This is a genomic window from Amycolatopsis pretoriensis (genome assembly GCF_900107925.1).
GTDB lineage: Bacteria > Actinomycetota > Actinomycetes > Mycobacteriales > Pseudonocardiaceae > Amycolatopsis > Amycolatopsis pretoriensis.
In genome coordinates, this window is the sequence record NZ_FNUJ01000003.1 from 1,047,945 (window position 1) to 1,067,927 (window position 19,983).

9 protein-coding genes are annotated in these 19,983 nt (G+C 69.2%); 3 read left to right on the plus strand and 6 right to left on the minus strand.

Annotation, left to right across the window (positions count from 1 at the left end; translation table 11 throughout):
- Positions 1-77: 77 nt before the first annotated feature.
- Positions 78-4,067, plus strand: coding sequence for a type VII secretion protein EccCa (eccCa, locus tag BLV96_RS17400; RefSeq protein ID WP_086671887.1), 3,990 nt, complete (start codon positions 78-80; stop codon positions 4,065-4,067).
- A gap of 58 nt (positions 4,068-4,125) precedes the next feature.
- On the opposite strand, the gene mycP is transcribed toward eccCa, so the two are convergent.
- From mycP to BLV96_RS17420, 4 genes are all read right to left on the minus strand, one after another.
- Complete coding sequence (gene mycP, locus BLV96_RS17405; RefSeq protein WP_244180269.1) at positions 4,126-5,331, minus strand: type VII secretion-associated serine protease mycosin; 1,206 nt, start codon at positions 5,329-5,331, stop codon at positions 4,126-4,128.
- A gap of 32 nt (positions 5,332-5,363) precedes the next feature.
- A complete protein-coding gene (locus tag BLV96_RS17410) occupies positions 5,364-7,775 on the minus strand; it encodes a hypothetical protein (protein ID WP_086671891.1) in 2,412 nt (803 codons plus the stop codon).
- A 40-nt stretch (positions 7,776-7,815) separates the two neighbouring features.
- Positions 7,816-10,206, minus strand: a complete 2,391-nt coding sequence (locus BLV96_RS17415; RefSeq protein WP_086671893.1) for a right-handed parallel beta-helix repeat-containing protein — start codon at positions 10,204-10,206, stop codon at positions 7,816-7,818.
- Between the two features lie 65 nt (positions 10,207-10,271).
- The gene (locus BLV96_RS17420; protein WP_158104058.1) at positions 10,272-12,857 is read right to left on the minus strand and encodes a helix-turn-helix transcriptional regulator; all 2,586 of its coding nucleotides are present in this window, start codon (positions 12,855-12,857) and stop codon (positions 10,272-10,274) included.
- Between the two features lie 497 nt (positions 12,858-13,354).
- Between BLV96_RS17420 and BLV96_RS17425 the strand changes: the two genes are divergently transcribed.
- Positions 13,355-16,120 (plus strand): AAA family ATPase, encoded by a 2,766-nt coding sequence (locus tag BLV96_RS17425; protein WP_158104059.1) that lies wholly within the window; start codon positions 13,355-13,357, stop codon positions 16,118-16,120.
- 5 nt (positions 16,121-16,125) lie between these two features.
- Here the strand turns inward: BLV96_RS17425 and BLV96_RS17430 are convergent, their stop codons facing one another.
- Together BLV96_RS17430 and BLV96_RS17435 are read right to left on the minus strand one after the other, a co-directional pair.
- The gene (locus BLV96_RS17430) at positions 16,126-16,686 is read right to left on the minus strand and encodes a type VII secretion system-associated protein (RefSeq protein WP_086671899.1); all 561 of its coding nucleotides are present in this window, start codon (positions 16,684-16,686) and stop codon (positions 16,126-16,128) included.
- The gene (locus tag BLV96_RS17435) at positions 16,686-18,836 is read right to left on the minus strand and encodes a hypothetical protein (protein WP_086671901.1); all 2,151 of its coding nucleotides are present in this window, start codon (positions 18,834-18,836) and stop codon (positions 16,686-16,688) included. Before BLV96_RS17435 ends, BLV96_RS17430 begins: the two co-directional genes overlap by 1 nt.
- A 320-nt stretch (positions 18,837-19,156) precedes the next feature.
- Here BLV96_RS17435 and BLV96_RS17440 point away from each other — a divergent pair, with 320 nt between their 5' ends.
- The gene (locus BLV96_RS17440; protein WP_086671903.1) at positions 19,157-19,798 is read left to right on the plus strand and encodes a helix-turn-helix transcriptional regulator; all 642 of its coding nucleotides are present in this window, start codon (positions 19,157-19,159) and stop codon (positions 19,796-19,798) included.
- The last annotated feature ends 185 nt before the right edge of the window (positions 19,799-19,983 follow it).

The window sequence follows — 19,983 nt, forward strand, 5'->3', positions numbered from 1 at the left end:
ACAAGTGAGACCGACCCGGTCCGGGCTTCGCGGCTCCGGTACCGAAGTAGGGGAAGTCCACTCACCGGAGGAGCACCTTGAGCACGATCATGTTCGCCCGGCGGTCACGCCGCCCGAAGCCGGCTGCGCCCGCGGCGGAAATAGAGATCCAGGAACCACCGGCCGTACCGGAGGACACCGGTGGCGGCATCAGTTCCGTCCTTATGTACGCCCCGATGGGGCTCGGCTCCATGGCTATGGTCATGATGTTCGTCCGGCCGGGCTCCGGACCGATGTCCTACATCGGCGGCGGGATGATGGTCCTGTCGACGATCGGGATGCTCATCACCCAACTGGTGCGTAGCTCGGTTACTCACAAGCAAAAGCTGCACGGCCACCGGCGTGACTACATCCGGTACCTTTCACAGCTGCGGGAGCGGGTCCGTTCGTCGCTGGCCGCGCAGCAGCGTGCGGCACGCTGGGTCCACCCCGATCCTCATGCGCTTTGGTCCATCGCACTGGGTTATCGACTTTGGGAACGGCGACCGGCGCACGACGACTTCGGTGAGGTCAGGATCGGGCAGGGAACCCAGCGTTCGACACTCAAGCTCTCTCCGCCTGACACCAAGCCGATCGAAGACCTCGAACCATTATCGGCGCACGCGCTACGCAGGTTCCTCCGCGCTTACACCACACTGCCGGCCGCACCCATCGCGGTGTACCTGCGCGGTTTCGGGCAGATCCAGTTCAGTGGCGACGACGACTCCGTCCTGGGCATGGTACGAGCGATCCTCGGCCAGTTCGCTACCGCGCACGGACCGGGCGACACACGCATCGTCGTCTGCGCTTCCGACGAGCACATGGACCGGTGGGACTGGCTGAAGTGGCTACCTCACAACCAGGACCAGGACAGCCGCGACGCGGCCGGCGCCCGCCGTCTGGCCACGAACGGGCTCGCGGAAGCTGAGCTGCTGCTCGGCGGCCCGGCCTTCACCGGCCGCCCCCGCTTCGAGGCGGACACGCCGATCACCGGATCGGAACCCTTTGTGATCCTCGTGCTCGACGGCGTCCGGGTACCCCCCGACCACCGGGCCGCCGACGAGGGTTACCGCAACGCCGTGGTCCTCGACGTCTCCGGTTCGCTGCCCTGGCAGCACCGCAATGGCGCCTTGTTCCTGGAGGTTGACGAGCAGCAGGCCCGGACGGTTTCCTTCGACCGGCTCGGTAAGCCGCAGCCGAAACCGCTGTGCCGTCCCGATCGACTCAGCGAGATCTCCGCCGCAGCACTGGCCAGGACGATGGCGCGCTACAGAGTGGGCGAGGCCGGTTCGGACGAGCAGGAGCCAATGGCCGCCGACTACGATCTCGGCGCGCTGCTCGGCCTCGGTGATGTAGCGACCTTCGAGCCGGCGAAGTACCGGCGCGAGCGGATGAGCAGCAAGCGGCGCCTGCGCGTGCCGATCGGGATCTCCGGTTCCGGGGTTCCACTGGAGCTGGACATCAAGGAGGCCGCGGAAGACGGCATGGGGCCGCACGGCCTGTGCGTCGGCGCGACTGGTTCCGGCAAGAGCGAGCTGCTGCGCACCTTGGTGCTGGCGCTGGCGACGACGCATTCATCGGAGGACCTCAATTTCGTCTTGGTCGACTTCAAAGGCGGTGCCGCCTTCCTCGGGTTCGACCAGCTGCCACACACGTCCGCGGTGATCACCAACCTGGTCGACGAGATCGAGCTCGTCGACCGGATGCAGGACGCCCTCACCGGGGAGATGAACCGGCGTCAGGAGCATCTGCGTGCCGCGGGCAACTACGCGTCGCGGCGGGACTACGAAGCCGCGAGGGCTCAAGGCGTTCCGCTGGAGCCGATGCCCGCGCTGTTCATCGTCGTCGACGAGTTCAGCGAGATGCTTTCCAGCAAGCCGGAGTTCATCGACGTCTTCGCGATGATTGGCCGGCTGGGCCGCAGCCTCGGCGTGCACCTGCTTCTCGCGTCCCAGCGGCTCGACGAAGGCCGTATCCACAAGGTGGAGACGCACCTGTCCTACCGCATCGGTCTCCGCACCTTCTCGGCGATGGAGAGCCGCAGCGTGATCGGCGTGCCGGATGCCTACGAACTACCGAACAGCCCCGGTAACGGCTACCTGCGCCCGGACACCCAGACCTTGGTGCGGTTCAAGGGCGCCTACTCGTCTGCGCCCTACCGGGCGAAACGGCGTCAGCGCGCGACCACTTCGGTCGAGCAGCACGTTGTGCCGTTCGGTACCCGGTACGTCGAACCGCCTACGGCGGCGGTGGAGCCGGAGCCCGAGCCCGTGGTACCGGAGCCGAACGACAGCACGCTGACCATGCTCGACGTACTCATCGAGCGGCTTCGCGACGTCGGCCCGCGGGCACACCAGGTGTGGCTGCCCCCGTTGAGGGAGCCGGCCACTCTCGACCAGCTGCTGCCGCCCCTGGTGGACCACCCAGGGCTAGGCCCGCGACCGGTCGGCGAGCTGCACACCGCGAATCTGACAGTCCCGCTCGGGCTGATCGACCTGCCTGCCCAGCAACGGCGGGAACTGCTCACCGCTGACCTGGGCGGCGCGCGGGGCAACGTCGCCGTGGTCGGCGGTCCGCAGAGCGGCAAGAGCACGATGCTACGCACGCTCATCGCTGGGCTCGCGCTGACTCACACCGCCGGAGAGGTGCAGTTCTACTGCCTGGACTTCGGCGGCACGTTGACCGCGCTGGCCGCGTTGCCCCACATGGGCAGCATCGCGAACCGACTGGACCGTGACCGGGTGACCCGGACGGTCCTGGAGGTGACTACCCTCATGGCGCGGCGAGAAGCGTTGTTCGCCGAGCACAACATCGACTCGATGGCAAGCTACCGCCGGGCTCGCGCTCAAGGAAAGTACCTGGATCTCGACCCCTACGGCGACGTGTTCCTAGTCGTCGACGGGTGGTACACGATCCGGCAGGACTTCGAGGAAGTCGAAGAGCGGTTCACCGAGCTGGCGGCCCGGGGCCTGACCTTCGGCATCCACCTCGCCATCGCGTCCAACCGGTGGTCGGAGATGCGCCCGTGGTTGCGGGACGTGCTGGGCACCCGGTTCGAGCTGAAGCTCGGCGACCCGGTGGACTCGGAGGTGAACAGCCGGTTCGCCGCGACCGTGCCATCGATCCCTGGCCGGGGGATCACACCGGACCAGCTGCACTTCCTCGCCGCGCTGCCCCGCATCGACGGCTATCCGGGTACGCACGACCTCGCGGACGCGACGGTGGAGCTGGCCGAGGCCCTCGCGATGCCAGGCGCTCCAGCGGCCCCGAAGGTGCGTCTGCTCCCGAATCAGCTGACGGTGCGGGATCTGCCCCCGCCGTTCGCGCCGTCGCCGTCGTCCGAGATGCGGATGGCGCTAGGAGTGGAGGACGTCGAGCTCGGTCCACAGTGGCACGACTTCGATGCCACCCCGCACCTGCTCATCTACGGTGACGCCGAAACGGGGAAGACAAACCTGCTGCGGCACATCGCCCGCTCGATCGCCGCCCACCACGGTCCCGACGAAGCCCGGATCATGTTCGGTGACTTCCAGCGCGAACTACACGATGCCATTCCGCCAGAGCACCAGCTTGAGTACGCCGTTGGCGTGGAGGCGCTGGCCAAGTCCATCGCCGGGGCCGCACAAGCGATCGGGAAACGCATTCCTGGTCCGGAGATCAGTCCTGCGCGGCTGCAAAAGCGAGACTGGTGGCAGGGCGGCCGGCTCTACATCGTCATCGACGACTTCCAGCTCGCGGAGGGCAGTGGCGACCCTCTGCAGCCGTTGCTTCCGCTGCTGCCGCAGGCTGCGGACATCGGGGTGCACCTGATCATCGCTCGCAGCACCGCGGGGGCGAGCCGGTCGATGATGAATCCGGCCATCCGGCGGTTGTGGGAACTCGGCACACCGGCCATGTTGCTGTCGTGTCCGAAGTCGGAGGGGGCGTTCCTCGGCAATCTCAAACCGAGGGTGCTCCCACCGGGACGTGCTCAATTCGTCAACCGCCGCCGGTCGGTGCGCCTGGTCCAGACCCCTTTGGTTCCCGCGCCCGACGCCGTCACCGAGTGATGACGGAGCCGGTGGTCACCGCCGTGACGGTGACCACCGGCTCCGAAGAGGTGACCGCTCACTTGTCGTGAGTGATCGGGGGAACAATCTCCGCCACCCGAGCGGGCCGCCACGAGCGCCGCCGGGCAGCTGCGGTCAACCGGGAAATCGTCACCACCGCGAAAATCAGGACGGCCACCAGGAAAACAGCCATGATGGCCAGGACCGGCCCCTGCTCGTCCGGCGCTTTGACGTCGGGCAGTCTGGCCGGCGGCGGGGCGACCACAGCCCCCTGTCCACTGGCCGTTTCCTCCGGTAGCACGGTGGTGACCGCGGCCAGCGGGTTCACCATCCCCCAGCCGAGCCCGGGATCGGGCAGCACGGCGGCCGGATGGTGGGCGGTGGCGGTCAGCCGGTGCTTCACCTGTGCCGCACTCAGCCCGGGCCGATAGGCACGGACGAGCGCAGCCACACCCGCCACAAACGGAGCCGAATAGCTGGTTCCGCTGCCGAGCCAGTGCCCAGGACCACCGGGTCCGACGCTTGTCACGTTGACGCCGGGTGCGACCAACGAAAGGAACGGCCCGGTCTGGGAGAAGTCCGCCCGCACGCCGGCCTGATCCACCGCGCCCACCGCGATGACCGACGGGTAGGACGCGGGGAAGGTCACTGGATCGCCCTGCTGGGCGCTGTTCGCCGCTGACGCCACGACGACGACGTCGTGCTCGGCCGCGTACTGGACGGCGGCGGCGAGAGCTGCGTCGGCCGTCGTGGTGCTCGCCGACATGTTGATCACCTGTGCTCCGGAATCGACGGCCTCGCGGATTCCCAGTGCCATGGCCGCGGGAGTGAGGGCGCCGACCCCTTCTCTCGCGGTGCCGGTCGCACAGCGAATCGGAAGGATCGACACCTCCGGTGCCACTCCGGCAAAACCGGTACCAGGCGCACTCGAGGCCGCAATGATTCCGGCGAGGAAAGTGCCGTGCCCATAACAGTCATCGTCGGCGCGGCTACGGAAATTCGTCGTGATGTCGAGTCCTGGCTGCACCCGTCCGGCCAGCTGGGGAATGTGCCCGTCCACCCCGGTATCGACCACGGCCACCGTGATCCCGCGGCCCTTGGTCAGTGGCCAAGCGCGCTCCGGTGCGAGCTGCTGCTGCGCCCAGGGGGTCCCGGGCTCGGTACCTTGCGGTGGTCCCAGGCAGGAGGTCTGATCGCCCGGCAATGACGCCACCGGTCCTTGGGCCCAGGCCGGCGGGGCGCCAAGCAGCACGGTCAGCAGCACGGCGCCCGCCGTCCCGGACCGCCGCGCACTCTTCATCGGGACACCGCCATGGCGGACTGTCCCGTCTCGGCCCGGAACTTCAGCATCGAGCCGGTGAGCCGGGAGACGATCCCGGGGTCATCCACCACACGCAGCTCTGCTTTCCGCCGGCGGGCGAGCACCCGGTCAAGCTTCTCGAGCACGTGGAGGTCGCGTTCGGTCAGCTCAGCTGTCACGTCCTCGTCTGGAGCCAGTTCGCGGAACAACGCCGCGGTCCTGGGTGCGATCACGCGGTCCACCTCTTCGTCTTCACTGTCTGCCTCATCGGTGCGTACGGCAAGCGCCTTGAACCGCGCTCCGGCCGCGAAGACCGTTTCGCTGATCGGGCGGCCGACGACTAGCTCGGAGGTGCGCCGAGCGGTGGCGGGCCAGATCAGCACGTCGAGGTCGGCACCCGGCAGAGTCACGTCGAGTTCCGTGCTGGCGCTGAGGAATCCGGGTTCGACCAGCAGTGACCCCGGGGCCGCGCCGTACTCGAGAGAGTCGTCGACCCGGCCCTGTCTGAGCACGGCACGGCGATGGGTCGGCAGCCGACGCAGACCCGAGACAAGACAGGGGATCTGGCCGTCCACCCCGCTCTTCCGCCCGGCTCGGACAGCATCGTTCAGCTCAGCTCCGCCGGTCTCTCCTGTCCCTAGGTAGAGGCACACCGCGACGTAGTCGGCCTTAGCCCCGGACGTACCGCCCTGCTGACGCATCGACGGCCACGCGGCCAGCGCGGCGTTCACGGTCGCGAGCGCCTGGTTGAACGCTTCACCCGCCCCGGAAGTGAAGCGGTTCTGCTCGGCGGTCGTGCTGGCGCGGTCCTTCAAGACCACGGGCGCGACCGGCCCTTCGTCCTCAGCCGGTCCAGCTACTGCCGGTTCGAGCTCGTGCACGGCCGGTTCCTGTGGTTGCGCAGGCTGCCGAACCGTCGGGGGGGCGGCGGGCTCACGGAGTGACTCCGGCTCGGCCGCAGGCGGCTCGGCGGAGACCTCTACCGCCGGTCGCCGCCGGGGTTCGGCGACCGTGACGACGGGTGCTCCGGACCAGGCGGTCGTCGGCCTTGCCGACGAGGAAGATGGATCCGTCGCCGCGACAGCGACCCGAGGAGCGAGCGACGCACTCACCGTCGCCTCGGGCTCACTCGTCGCCGCCGGCGCCGCGGGACGGACCGGATTTCCCGCGGTCCCCGCCGGACGGCTCGGTGCGGGTGTGGTTCGCACTGGCCGACGAGCTGCCGACGGGCGCTGCGTGGCCAGCCGCTCGAGTGCCGTGGCGGCCTCCGGGTCGAGTGCACCAGCCACCCGAACTCGCACCGTCGCCCGGCGGTGGGGGTCGAGCCCGCTGAGGAGGTGGTCGGCGGCGACGAGCAAGGGGATGCCGACAACTTCTCCGGGGCTTCCGAGGACCAAGCTCCAGGCCGCCGGGTCGAACGGTCCGATCTCGGCCGCGAGCTTGCCGTCCTCCCGGCGGAGCACTAGCCCTGACGGCACCACGTCGGCGAAGACGGCCTCGGTTCCGTGGCCGTGCCGGTAGCTGCGCGGCCCCGCTGTTACCCACCCGGGTGGTGGCGCGGAGATTTCGAGCACGTGCTGGTCCCCACCACCGGCGGTTTGGCTGAGCAGGGCCTGGAACGGCTGATAGCGGCCGGCCGGGCGGAACCTGAACTCCTGCCGTGAGCGCAAGGCCAGCTCGGCTAGCCAGGTATGGGCAGCGGCATCCGGAGCCATCACGACGAGCGACGGGCGTGCGTCCCGCATCCGGTTCAGGATCTCGGCCACGGCGTCCGGCGGCGCCGCCTCGCCCGGTCCGACGACGATCTGGGGAAACCGCGCGTCGGCTGGCACGGCTGACGCGGGGTGCCCGGTGCTCGCTGGTGCATCCGCCACCCGCCGCACGAGGACTCCGGCCGGAATCGGCTCGACCACCACCGGTCCGGCCGAGATCGGTCGAGCGGGACAGAGGTGCTCCCACCTCAGGACCGGGAACCGGACCCCGGCGAGCATCGCTGGGGCGTCCGGAGAGAACCGCCACCAGCCGGTGCCGCCCATGCCGTGCCCGGCAAACGCGGCCGCTCCCGGCCTGGTCGAGAACCCGCCGTCCGGGGCGTACACGTTCCGGCTGAGCATCCCGGCCAGCCAGGCTGCCCGCGCGGGCGCCGCGGCGAGCCCGGGCAGGCCGATCCAGAACGAACCAGCGTCACTGTAACGACGCAGCAAATCGGGCAGCGCCTCTACGACCGAGCCGCTCTCGCGGGCAGCTCGGGAGAGCAGCACGAACAGCTCACCCGAGCCGCCATCGGACAGTGTCGCCAAGAAACTGTCCCCTTCCTGCGGCTCATCGCGGGCATGGATCAGCACGTGCGCGCCGACCTGCTCGGCGACCAGCGACGTACCGACCGGCGCTGTCGCGTCCCCACTCATCTTCACTCCTGCCGTCCGCGCTCGCCGATGCTCCCGCTCGTCACGCCTTAAGCTGCAGATCGTTGACCGTGAGCAGAGTCAAGTCGGCCGCGCTGACCGTCGTAGCCGTCGCGAGTCTCGACGCTTGACAGTCCGTCATGCTCTCGAACACCCGGCGGGCCGTCCGCCCGTTTCCGAAGGTGCCGTCCTTCGGGATCCGCTCGAAGTAGTCCTGCAGCGCCTCACCCAGGTCCTCGTCGAGGCGGTAGTCATGACGCGCGCACTGCGTGCGCACGATCGTCACCAGTTCCTCCGCCGTATAGTTGGCGAACTCGATGGTGCGGCTGAAGCGGGACTCCATTCCGGGGTTGGCCTCGAGGAACCGGCTCATCTCAGCGGAATAACCTGCGGCGATCACGACGACGTCGTCGCGATGATCCTCCATCAGCTTGACCAGCGTGTCGATCGCTTCCCGTCCGAAGTCGGGCCCACTGCCCCCACCGCCGCTGCTGAGCGTGTACGCCTCGTCGATGAACAGCACCCCGCCAAGCGCGGTGGTGAAGGCCTCGGTGGTCTTGATGGCCGTGCCGCCGATGATCTGCGCGACCAGATCCGCCCTGGCCACCTCGATCAGGTGCCCTTTCCGCAGTACGCCCAACTGCGCCAGGATCTGACCGTAGAGGCGCGCGACGGTGGTCTTGCCCGTGCCGGGAGCGCCAGCGAAAACCAGGTGCCGTGCCATCGGCGGAGCCGACAAGCCGGCATCCTGCCGCCGCTTGGCCATCTTGTTCAGATTGACCAGCGAAGTGACCTCGCCCTTCACCCCAGCCAACCCGACCAGACCCTGCAGCTCGACCAACGGGTCAGAGGCCTGCAATGGCCGTGGCTGCGGCGGCGCAGGTTCGGGAGACGGCGCGCTCGCGGCGGTCCCGAAAGCATCGGGCACGAGGTTGTTATTCGAGATCAGATCGAGTACGACGATATCAGCCTCCGGCTTGGTCTGCCGCACGCCGCTGCCGTGGTTGTCGCGCACCGTGCAATTCGCGATCTTGACAGATTCCCCCGTGTCCAGGCGGATCCCGTCGGCGGCCCCGCCGGAGAACTCGGACTCGGTCACCGAGCCCGACGCCCCTTCGTCGAATTGACACCCTGCGCTCTTGCTGCGCTGCACCCGGCACCGCGTCAGCGAAACGTCCGCCCCGGCACCGGCGTGCACTCCGGCCGCCCCGGCCCGATCGATGGCGCCGTCGGTCAGGATCAGGGCCGCCCCCACGACGCTGACTCCCGCCGCCGCGGTCCGGCTCACGCTCAACCCGGTGAACGAGGGTCGTGCTTCACCAGTGACGGCCAGTCCCAGGCCGCCCGCACCGTCAATCTCGACGTTTTCGGCTGTACTGCGCGCACCACCGTCGATCTCAATGGCTGCCCCGTCGGAGCCGAGGACCCGGAGCCGCCGGAAAAGCGGATCGGCGTTCGCGTCGACCCGCACCCCGGTGGTGCACCCGGACACCGTGAGCCCATCGAACTCGGTGACAGCGCGATCGGTCACAGCCACCCCAACACCATCCACATCGGACACCGTGCACCCGGATACTGTTCCCCCGGCCCGGCCGGCCAGGTGCAACCCGCTCGATCGCGCGCCGCTCACGGAGCAGTCGCGAAGTCCCGGGGCACAACCCTCGGCGACGAAAACACCTTCGGCGCCCGCCTTCACCACCGAGCAGCCTTCGAGCACCACGTGTTCGGTCGTCGCGAGGTAGAACCCGATGGCACCGGCGTCGCCGACACGCAGCCGCGAAGCAACCATCGTTGCCTGCTGTTCCACCGCCACCGCCGGCTTTTCCGCACCGGAGACGACGGTGTCTTCGACCGTAAGCCGGCCGCGGCCGTTGAGGCAGATCCCGTTACCACCCACGTCGCTGACGGTGCAGAACCGGACCAGCAGAGCCCCGTCGTCGGCGACAACGATGCCGGAGGTGCCGAGTTCGGTCAGCCGGCAGGCGTCCAGCACTCCGCCGGCCGGGGAGGTGGTCACGACGCCCGCGCCGACAGCATTGCGGATTTCGCACTCGCGCATCAGCACGTTGCCTTGGTCGCGGACAAACACGGTGACCCAGCTCGTGGCGCTCAGGTCGCATTCAGTGAGTTCCAACTGACCGTGCACGACGAGCACCGCCGGGCTGTCGGCGTCGGCCGTGCGCACTGTCAAGCCTGACAGTGCCGCCGATCCGGCTTTGGACACGACGGCGGCACCAGTCTCGGCCACGACTTGAACCGTGCCGGGACCGTTCTCCGCGGCGATCGTGACCGCTCTGGTCAGGGTCAGGTTTTCGGCGTACCGACCGGGCGCCACGAGAATCGTCACCCCCTCGGCCGCGTCTGCGAGCGCCTGCCCGATGGTGCGGTACCGGTTGCCGGGTGACTGGGACACCAGCACCACGTTGTCAGTCACGTTCCTGGCCTCCCAGCCGACTTGTGTCGGTGCGTCGGTGATTCCCGCGCCAGCGCACCACCCGCTCATGCGCCGATCGACTCTGGCCCCGCACCCAGTCCGGACATGGCCAGGCCATGCCGGGTCCGGCAGCCCGCCTTCGCGAACAACCTCGTCAGGTGCTTCTCCACGGTCTTGGCACTGACCCGGAGGTGGAGGGCGATCTGGCGGTTCGTCTTGTCGTCCCTGATCAGGTCGAGGATCCGGCGCTCGACCGGCGACAGCCTGGCGAAGTGTGCGCTCGGTGGTGCCTCGCTGCCGGTGGCATCGTCCGGCCGCTCTACTTCGGTGATGGATCGCCTGAACGTCGCCGGACACGGCTGCCCTTCAATCCTGCTCAGGTGCCGACGCAATGCCACGAGGTCGGGTCGGTCTCCCCTGCTCCGGACAAGTCGTTCCGCCGCCCGCAGCGCGGTCGCGTCGTCGTTGATCAATCCCCGCACCAACAACGCCGCTTCGCTGAATCGGCCCGGCTGCGTGGTCGCGTGGTGGTTGATCTCGGCCAAGGCGCGGCCGGCCGACCGACGACGGTCGCTTTCCACCGCGATCGAAGCCAGCCGGACCAGCAGCCTGGCCAGGCCAGGCTCGTCGATGGTTTGCGGGTGCAAGGTGTACCAGCGCCAGCCTTCTGCGAGTGCGCTTTCGGCATCGCCGTCGAGATAGCGCAGCCCAGTCGCGACCCACGCACGCGTCGCCGGGAGCACTGATGGCGCCGCCGCGTCGAGCCAGGCCTTCGCCTGGCGGCTTTCCCCTCGTCGGCCGCACATCTCGGCCGCGAGCAGACGCGAGCACGCCAGCGCGTGCTCGCCGGCGCCGTACGTGAACTCCAATTCGCGGGCAGCGCTGAGCGCACCGCACCAGTCTCCACTGGCGTACCCTTCGACCACCCGGTGCTGGTGCGCCAGGAAGCCGGACGTTGGCGCGCGGTATTCCGGCCCGAGAGCCGCCCGAAGGGCCGGCACCGGATCCCGGTACGCAAGCGCTTCCGCCGCATTCGCCCCCGATCGCCGCTCCCGGCGTACCCGGCCCACGGCACCGTTGCTGGCACGCGGTGCGAACGCCGCCGCAATCTCCTCCGGGCTGACCGGCGCTCCAACGAGCCATCGATCGGCGAGGGTGAGCGGGCTGATGGCGGCATCGCCGTACGCCACGGCCTTCCGCACCGGCTCCTCGACCGGCCGGCCGGTGTGCACGGCGGCTAGGGCGGCAGCCACGGCCAGGCCGGCGCGCTCGTCGGCGGCCACGAGACCGTTCGCCCGGTGCACGGCTTCGGCCACAAACCCGCCGAGCCGCTCGTAGTCTCCCGTGTGGACGAGCGCGCTGACCATCTCTGACCGCAGGCGGCTGCCGTCCACGCCGTCGCCGCCGTGCCACCAGGCCGCATAGCGGTAGGCGACCGTCCGTCTGCGGTCCTCCGGTGCTACTCGGAGCGCGGCCTCCCGCACCGGTCCAGCCAGCTCTGGCCGGACCGGCATGAACCGCCCGGCCGCTGCGATGTGAGCGGCCGCACTGATGTCCGTGGCCGCGCTCCGGCCGGCGATCGCCGCGTGCATCCTCTCGGCCGCGGCCGAACCGGCCCGCTCGGCCACGAAGGTTGCCAACGCGGGACAGCAGCAGGTCAGACGTCCGGTCCCGCTGTACCGGAGAACTCCGTCGGCGACGAGCCGGTCCGCCACCGTCCCGTATTCCGCTGCCGTGCCGCCCATCGCCTCGGCGAGCACCGGGACGTCTCCGGCTGTGAGGCCCGCTTCGCTAGCGGCCAGGAGGACGATTTTCGTCCCGGACTCGCCGTGCCGCGCCACCGCGGCGGTCAGGACGTGGCCGGGAGGCAGGGCGATGGCACGACCGGGGTCACGTAGGCACCACCGGCCGCCCGCGATCGCCAAGCGGTCTCGCCGCAGCAGTTCGGCCACTGTCGTCACCAAGGTTCCCGGATTGCCGTACCAGCTTTGCAGCGCGTCCCGCAGCGCCTCGCGGGTGCGTCCGTCCAAAGGTACGGCACCGATTTGTCTGAGCAGCTGTTCGCTTTCCTCGGCAGGAAGGGGTGACAGGTCGATCACGCGATCGGCGAAATCGCAGAGTCGCCATTTCTCGCTGCCGTCGGAGTCGCCGGTGGCGGTCGCGACGACGTGGTGACCGGCGCGTCGGACGGCCGCGAGCAGGGGGACCGATCGCGGGATACGATCGGCGTCGTCGATCAGCACCCCGAGCGGCCGTCCGGAACCGAGCCGGCCGAACAAAGTGGTCAGCGCCGTAAGCAAACTGGTCTTCCGCGCCGGCGAAGCGTAGCTTTCGGGCGTGCACAACCGGCTCACCAGCTCGATGGCCTCGGCCAGCCGGGGGTCGGCGTCCATCAGCTCGAAGCTTTTGCGGACCGCAGTCAGTACCGAGTGGACACCGAAGAGATCCCATCCCTCACGTGGACCGGTACCGGAGATTTCAAGCACCCCGAATCCGGCCTGCGTCAGTTCTCCGGCCACCTTCGCAGCCAGTGTGGACTTGCCCCCACCGCGCTCGGCGCGCAAGACGACGAGTTCGGCACGCTTCCCGTTCCATCGCAAGGCGTCGACCACAGCACGCCGGCTGGCCAGGTCAGCACGCTGCCGTCCCATGCGGACTTCCCTCCACCCCGATTCCATCACTTCGTACCGACGTTACGACCGGATCGAGCCAAGGCGGCATCGGAAGACGAACCAGCAGCAGACCGTGCACGAAATACTCCGACACCGGATAGACCGGACGCGCCCGGTGTGGTATCTGCCCCCACCGGATGGGAGGACTCTTGGGGCAGATCCGTCTGAAGAACGACTCCTCGACGGGCGCCCCGACCGGTAGAAGCCGTGTGAATCCTTAACGTCAACCAAGTTCCGTCACTCGAGTCCCCCCTCCTGTGAGTGCCGGAGCGGCGCCGGGGTGACCGGCCGGGCCGTCGGCATCGGCGATCCGGCCGGCCGCCTCTCCGGCCGGTCGTGCTCAGCGGCTCGCCGATGGCGGTTCGTCACACGGTTCTTTTCGGCCCTGGGGGGAGAAGTTCTCGTACGTATGCACCGGAGGCCAGTTCATGTTTTCGCTGGCGCCCGGCCGGACGTCGCTACCGCGAGGGGGTTTTGTGCTCGAGGCGATCGGAGCGGCCACCACCCCGCTCGTTCTGGTCACCGGCTTCGCCGGCACCGGGCGGACGGCGCTGCTCACCGATCTCGCTGATATTTTTGCCCGCCGCGGGGCAACAGTGTGGGGCATGCGGTTTACCACCGGTGGTGAGCCAGTGCCTGCCCAGTTCGGGACTGCGACCTACCCTGGCGACACTGCCGGTTCAGGCACCACGGACCAGGTAGTTCCCGCCGGGCGGCCCCAGGTGCTGGCACTGCCCGGTTCTGACGGTTCGCCGTGGCCGTGGACGCCCATCCGCCCAGTTGACGGAGCCGGTCACGATCCCCACGTCGCCCGGCGGGCAGCCGCCGCGGTTGCCGCCCCGCTCCTGCGCAGCGGCGGCGAGACCGTTCTCCTCGTTGATGACGTCCAGTGGATCGACCTGGATTCGCTGGCAGTACTGGCCGCCTTGGTCCGGCGACTGGCCGGGACCCGGACAAGGTGCGTCTGCACAGCCCGGATTCCCACACGCACCGCAGCGGCCGAATTCCCCGCAACCTTGCGGGCCCTCCGGGCGGAAGGCCTCGCCCAGACGTTCCGGCTGTCGCCTTGGCCACGCCAGAAGGTAGCCCGTGAAGTAGCCGCGGTGCTCCGGGCTTCGCCCGAGTCCGCACTCATCGAGCAGGTGTTCTCGGTCAGCCGCGGAGTGCCTGCTGCGGTCCGGGATACCATCGGAATGCTCCGGCGCGAGGGACGCGCACAGGTCGTCGACCGGCGGGCGTACCTGACCCTCGGCGGGCACCCGACCGAGGGGCCTGAAGCAGGTCGGCTCGTGCTCCGGATTCGCGAACTGGGGCCGACCACGTATTCGGTGGCCAAGGCCGTCGCGGTGTTCGCCCCGCTGGGCTCCGCGGTTCCCTGGCTGGTGGAGAAGGCTCTTGACCTGCCACCCCGGGACGTTCTCGAAGCACTCGACTCGCTTAGTGCGTCCGGCGTCCTCCACCGCGGCCGACGGGGTGCTTCGTGGCGGTTCTCCATTCCGCTCGTGGCCGCCGCGCTCGAGGCGAGCCTCGGCCCGCTGGAACGCCGATCGCTCGCGGCGGCCGCGGTCTCTGCGGTGTGGTCGGGCGCGGCCCGCTGCGCGGACGACGACCACCTCGCCAACCAGATCGCGAACGCCGGCGCACTGGTGGACCGGGAACGTGCCCTGGGCGAGTTGCTCACCCGGGCCGCTGCGGCACGGCCGGAGCGCCTCGGGCTGGTCCTGCGCTGGCTGGCCGCGGCCAGCGAGCTCTCCACCGACCGCTCCCGGCGTGCGATGGTCCTGTTGCTGCACACCGCGAGCTGTCACCAGTACGGCGATCACGAAAGCAGCCTCCGCGGCGCTCGCGCTCTGCTCGACGAGTATGCCGATCATCTCGGCCCGGACGCTGCCCAGGAAGTCCAGCTCATCGCCACGCAGGCGATGTTCTGCCTCGGTGACGTGGCCGCCCTGCACGCGCTGGCCGGGGCTCAGCAGAGCTGGGCCGGCCGCAGCGAGGACCACGTCGTTGCCAGAGCGGCCGCCGCCGCACTGCTCGATCAATGGGCGACGGCGCGGGATCTGCTCGCCGCGGGGTCCGGGCAATGGCGGTCGGGCAACCCTACGTCGGCTATGCACGGTGAGCTGCTCGCGGCACTGGCCGATCTCTGGGGCGGCCGCCTCGACCGTTTCGAGGCGAGTCTGGCGTCGCGTGCGCTATGGCTTTTGCGCGGCACCTCGCGCCACCGGCTGGACCAGGTTCGTTCGCACGTGACTGCCTTGCTCGTCATCGGGGATCCGGACCGGGCCGAGGAACTGCTCTCCGCCGAGCATCTCACCACGGACGACCTGCCCTTGCACGCCCAATCTGCGCTGGCGGCACTTCGTGGCCGACCTGGGCAGGCCGTCGACCTGACCCGGCGCAGCCTGGCGGTCGAGCAGCATCGCCATGATCCAGGTCACGCCGGCATGGTGCACGCGACGATCACGCTCCTGGTCCTGCAGGGCAGGCTGGCCAGCGCCCGCGAGCTGCTTCGCCTGGCCCGAGCACGGCCCTGCGTCTTCACCCAGCTCGTCGACATCGCCGAGACCCGGCTCGACCGGGCGCTCGGCGACAACGGTCGAGCTGTCGCCAGGTTGACGGGGACGGTGCAGGCCATCGTTGAGCGCGGCCTGGTCGCCGGGGCGGAATTGTGCTGGGCGGAGCTGGCGGACCTCGCACTAGAAAGGGGGGATTACACAGCCGCGTGGTCGGCGCGCGACGCTCTCACCGAACTCGCTGCCACCATGCCCACCGCCCGCGTCGTGCTCCACGCGTCGCTGGTGCGGGCGACGGTCGACCGAGACCAAGACGCCGCCTTGGAGTGCCTGGAGCTGGCCCGCCGACGGGCCCAGCCGCTCGAACTGGCCGTGGTGCTGGAACGGCTCGTCCGGCACGGTGCCGCGGAACCGGAATCACTGACCGAGGCGTACGAGCTGCTGGGCGGCCTCGACGCTCTGCTGGCGCGAGCGTGGCTGCGGAATCTCATGCGTGAACATTCCGTGGCGGTGCGCGGCCGGACGAACACGGTCATCGAGAACGAGCGGCTGCTGGCTCTGCTGGCAGCCGACGGGCTGACCAACAAGCAGCTTGCGACGGCCTTGAGGGTCAGCGAGAAGAGCATCGAAGGTCGGCTGAGCCGGCTGTTCACCCGCTCTGGGCACCGCTCCCGGATCGAGCTGGCCACGGCCGTGCTCAACGGTGAGCTGAGCCGGTGGGCCTGATCTGCTCACTGTCCTCTGGGCCTCGCAAAGTCCCGGATGGCGTCGGCGTAGAACCGCATGGACACCGGCGAAGCGGGATTGACCAGCACGTCCACCCCGGTGGCGGGCAGCGCGGCGGCTAAGTCTGCCAAGGTCACCTCGCGCCAGCCGGCGGCCTTCGCGTGGCTCTCGTGGCCGGGCGAGCTGGCCACCAGTACGACGAACACCCCGTCAGGTGCGGGTTCGACGAGCACGACCCCCTGCTCGTCCACCGCGATTCTGAGGGTGGAGTACCGGAGAGCGTCGGCGAGGTGCTCGGGCTCGCCTTCTCCCCGCCTCAGCAGCCGCAGCACCCCGTCCAGCGGGTCCAGCGGGGAATCCGGCGAGCTCGGCCGGTAGTCCGGATTCGGGACGAACCGTTCCGGTTCGCTGTTGCCGGTCATCACCAGGGCACCGAGAACGACTTCGATCGGCGCTTCCTGCGCGTCTTCGGTGTTATTCCAGGCGGAATCGAGCAAGAGCAGGACGTGCCCTTCAGCAGACGGCTCTGGCTCAGCGGGCTCCGGCGGCACTGACGGCGCGGTCATCAGAGCCTCACCATACCCGGCAGCAGGTCCAGTTTGGCGGCCAGGACGGCCGGGATCCCTTGGTCGAGGTCACCCGCCTTGCCGGCTTTGGCCGCTGCCTGCCGGAGCTTGGTCTCCGCAAGCCGGTCAACCGAAATCCGGTTGGCGACTGCTCGCCCCTCGGCGTCGATCTCCCGCGCTGACAGCTCTCGCAGGAAGATCCGGCCTCGAGCATCGGTCGAGGGCTCGGCGACGGCAAGGACCTTGAACCGGGTTCCCGGCAGGAAGACAACCCGACTGGACCCCTGCCGGGGTTCCAGCACTTCGGTTATCCGCCCGGTCGCCGACCAGATGAGCAGATCGGTGTCGCCCTCGCCTGCGGCAAGCTCGGTAAGGACGTTGAAAAAGCCCCATTCGGCGAGTACGGGATGTTCTCGGCAGAAGTCCCACTGCCAGATCGTCGGAGTGAGCGTGGTCGCGGTGCTCCCATGATGCGATGGCAGCCGGCCGAGACCTGCGGCCACGCACCGGCCTAGCCGCACATCCGCATCGGCTGGACCGGTACGGAGAGCCCGGTCGAGGTCCCCGGTGCGCCCGGCGAGGTAGAGGCGTGCCGCCACCAGATCGGCCAGCGCGTCCTCGGCCGGCGACCTCCCGGCGAGCCGGGGATGCCGGGCCAGGATGTCTGCTACCGGCCCGGCTTCGGTGTCGAACGAGGATCGCCACGCCTCTCGCAACCAGGCTCGATCGGCACTCAGATCGGTGCCCGGAATGGCGGCCTTCCCCTCGGTCGGCACCGGCTGGGGTCGCTCGTCCGGCCAGTCCACGGGAGCCGGCTCAGCGATCCCGGCGCGCACGGCTGCCTGTGTGATCGCTTTTGCCGGGAAAACAAAGCCCTCGGTGCCGAGCAGGCGGCTTAGAGCCGGCAGCGACGGCACGGAAAGCCGCGTTGTCACCTCGGATTCGTAATCGGCGACTTCCGGCTCAGGTGACGCGCCGGCATCCTGCGGGAGTCCCTTGGGCCCGGTCGGTTCGCCGGCCGGGCGGAGCTCAATTGCGAGCCGGGTCTGGTGATCGAGACGCTCGCGTACCTCCTGGGCCAGGCCAAGCATCCGGTTCGCGTTCGTGACTGCCGGACCACCGGCGCTGTAGAACAGGTACGGCTCCCTCGGGTCCGCTCGGACGCCACGGATGCCTTCCGGATCTTCGAGCGTCTCGGCGGGGCGAAGCCAAAGCCCCGCCGGCACCACTTCGAGAACGACATCCGGGCCGTACCGGTAAATTCCAGGGGCTATCTCCGGCAACTCGGGTATGGGGGCGCGGTGAGCGAGCCGGTCCGGTGCTCCGGACAGGCCCGGCCGGTAGCCGAAGAGCTGGATGAACGTGTTCCATCCGTGCGATCCGTCCGGCCGAATCGTGAAGACTTGATGAGCGTCCAAGGGTCCGGCGGGCATGCCAGCGTAGAGCCGAACCTGCTCGCCGAGCAGGTCGGCCAGCACGCGGCCAAGTGGCGTCTCGCCGGACAGCCGTACCGGACCGTAGTGCACGAAGCACGCCCGGGCCCGGACGTCCGCAGGCAGCCGTGTCCAAAAGCGGCGAATCGCTTCGGGGTCCAGCTCCGGCATGTGCTGCCCGTTGAGCACCACGGTCAGCGCGTCCGGGCGATACGGCAGGGTGCGGGTCAGTCGCGCTCGGCTCACCGCCAGCCAGCGCGGGTCACCGTCGGCCCGCAACCAGACCCCGGCAGGCAGCGGCTCGGCGCCGCTGGCCGGTCCGATCGGGACAACCTGCGCGACAGCCTGTGACTCCCAGCCCGGGCGCGGATGACGGCTGCCCTCTCGCACCGGGGGCCGCCCTGGCGCAAACCTGCTCCATCCGCCACTTCGGAGCGCTTGCACGAACAGGCCGCCGTTGGCTGCGGCCAGGACGAGCCCTTCGGAAGCGACCACCGTCCGGCCGAGGTGCCCCGATAGCCACTCGCCGATAGACCAGCCGGCCTGCCGGAACGGCCCGGTCACTACCAGCCGGATGGCTCTCGCGCTATCGGGCACCTTCGCCGCGAAGGCCGCCCAAGCCGAGCTCGGCGAACCTTCGGGCAGGTCCACCACGACCAGGTCGTGGTCCGCGTCGGGCGCCACAGACGTTGCCAGCAACCTGGCTTCGGCGGTCATTCCGGCCGGTGCATGGCACACCAGCGTCGGCCCGCACTCGCTGATCGCCACCTCGGACGCGGCCGATGTACGAGTGCGCCACCTGTCCAGCAAAGACAATGGTCCTGCCCTTCTCTCGGCGCCCCTCAGGTTCGCCTATCGGCGTCGTTGCCAGGCGAGGCCAGGCGGCTTCCGGGATAGGACTCTGGATATCCCTCACGAACACGTCTCCTGCTTCTCCGCGGGTCGGCTCCTGCTGTGGACACGCCATGGAGACGGCGTGAAGACCGCCGCGGCAAGCTTGATCAGGTCAAGTCACTCCCGTTCGAGAGGAGAACGCCGTGCAGCCGGTCAAGGTCTTGGTCAGCGGCTCCGATCCGATCACGCGCGCCGGGGTCTCGGCGCTACTGACCGCCTCGCGAGACGTGACGGTCCTCGCCGACGCCGAGTGGACGCAGGCCGACGTCGTCGTGCTGGCCGAAGACGTCGTTGCGGGTGCCCAGCTCGATCAGGTTCGCCAGTTGCGTGCGGGCACGGCCGGGAAGCACCGGACCAAGGCCGTCCTCGTCACCGGCCGGTTCAACGAAAACGATCTGATGTTCGCTGTCCAGTGCGGTGTAGTGAGCGTGTTGCCCAAGAAGTACGCGGCGGGAGCGGAGCTCCTGTCGACGGTGCTCGGAGCGGCCGCCGGCTCAGCCAGGCTGCCCCGGCCGCTGCAAGCGGCGTTTCTGAGGCAGACGGCTGCCCTGCGCGATGAAGTGCTCCACCCGCACGGCCTTACCCTCTCCGGCCTGCTGATGCGCGAACTCGACGTCATCCGGCTCCTGGCAGAGGGCTTCCGCACGGACGAGATCGCCTCGAAGCTCCAGTTCTCCGAAGGAACCATCCGGACCACGCTGTACGGGGCGATCAAGCGGTTGGGCCTGGTGAACCGGCCACACGCAATCTCCTACGCGATCAGGACCGGCGCGCTGGCGGCCTGACACCGAGCAGCGACGAAACACCCGGGGAGATAGCCCGATGATGAACCACTCTCGTATCCACGCAGCGCGCATCGCACTCGGGGAGATAGCCCGATGAACCACTCTCGTATCCACGCAGCGCGCATCGCACTCGGCGTCACCGCGGTCGTACTGGCACTAGCCGTCAGTGACTGCGCGGGCGGGAA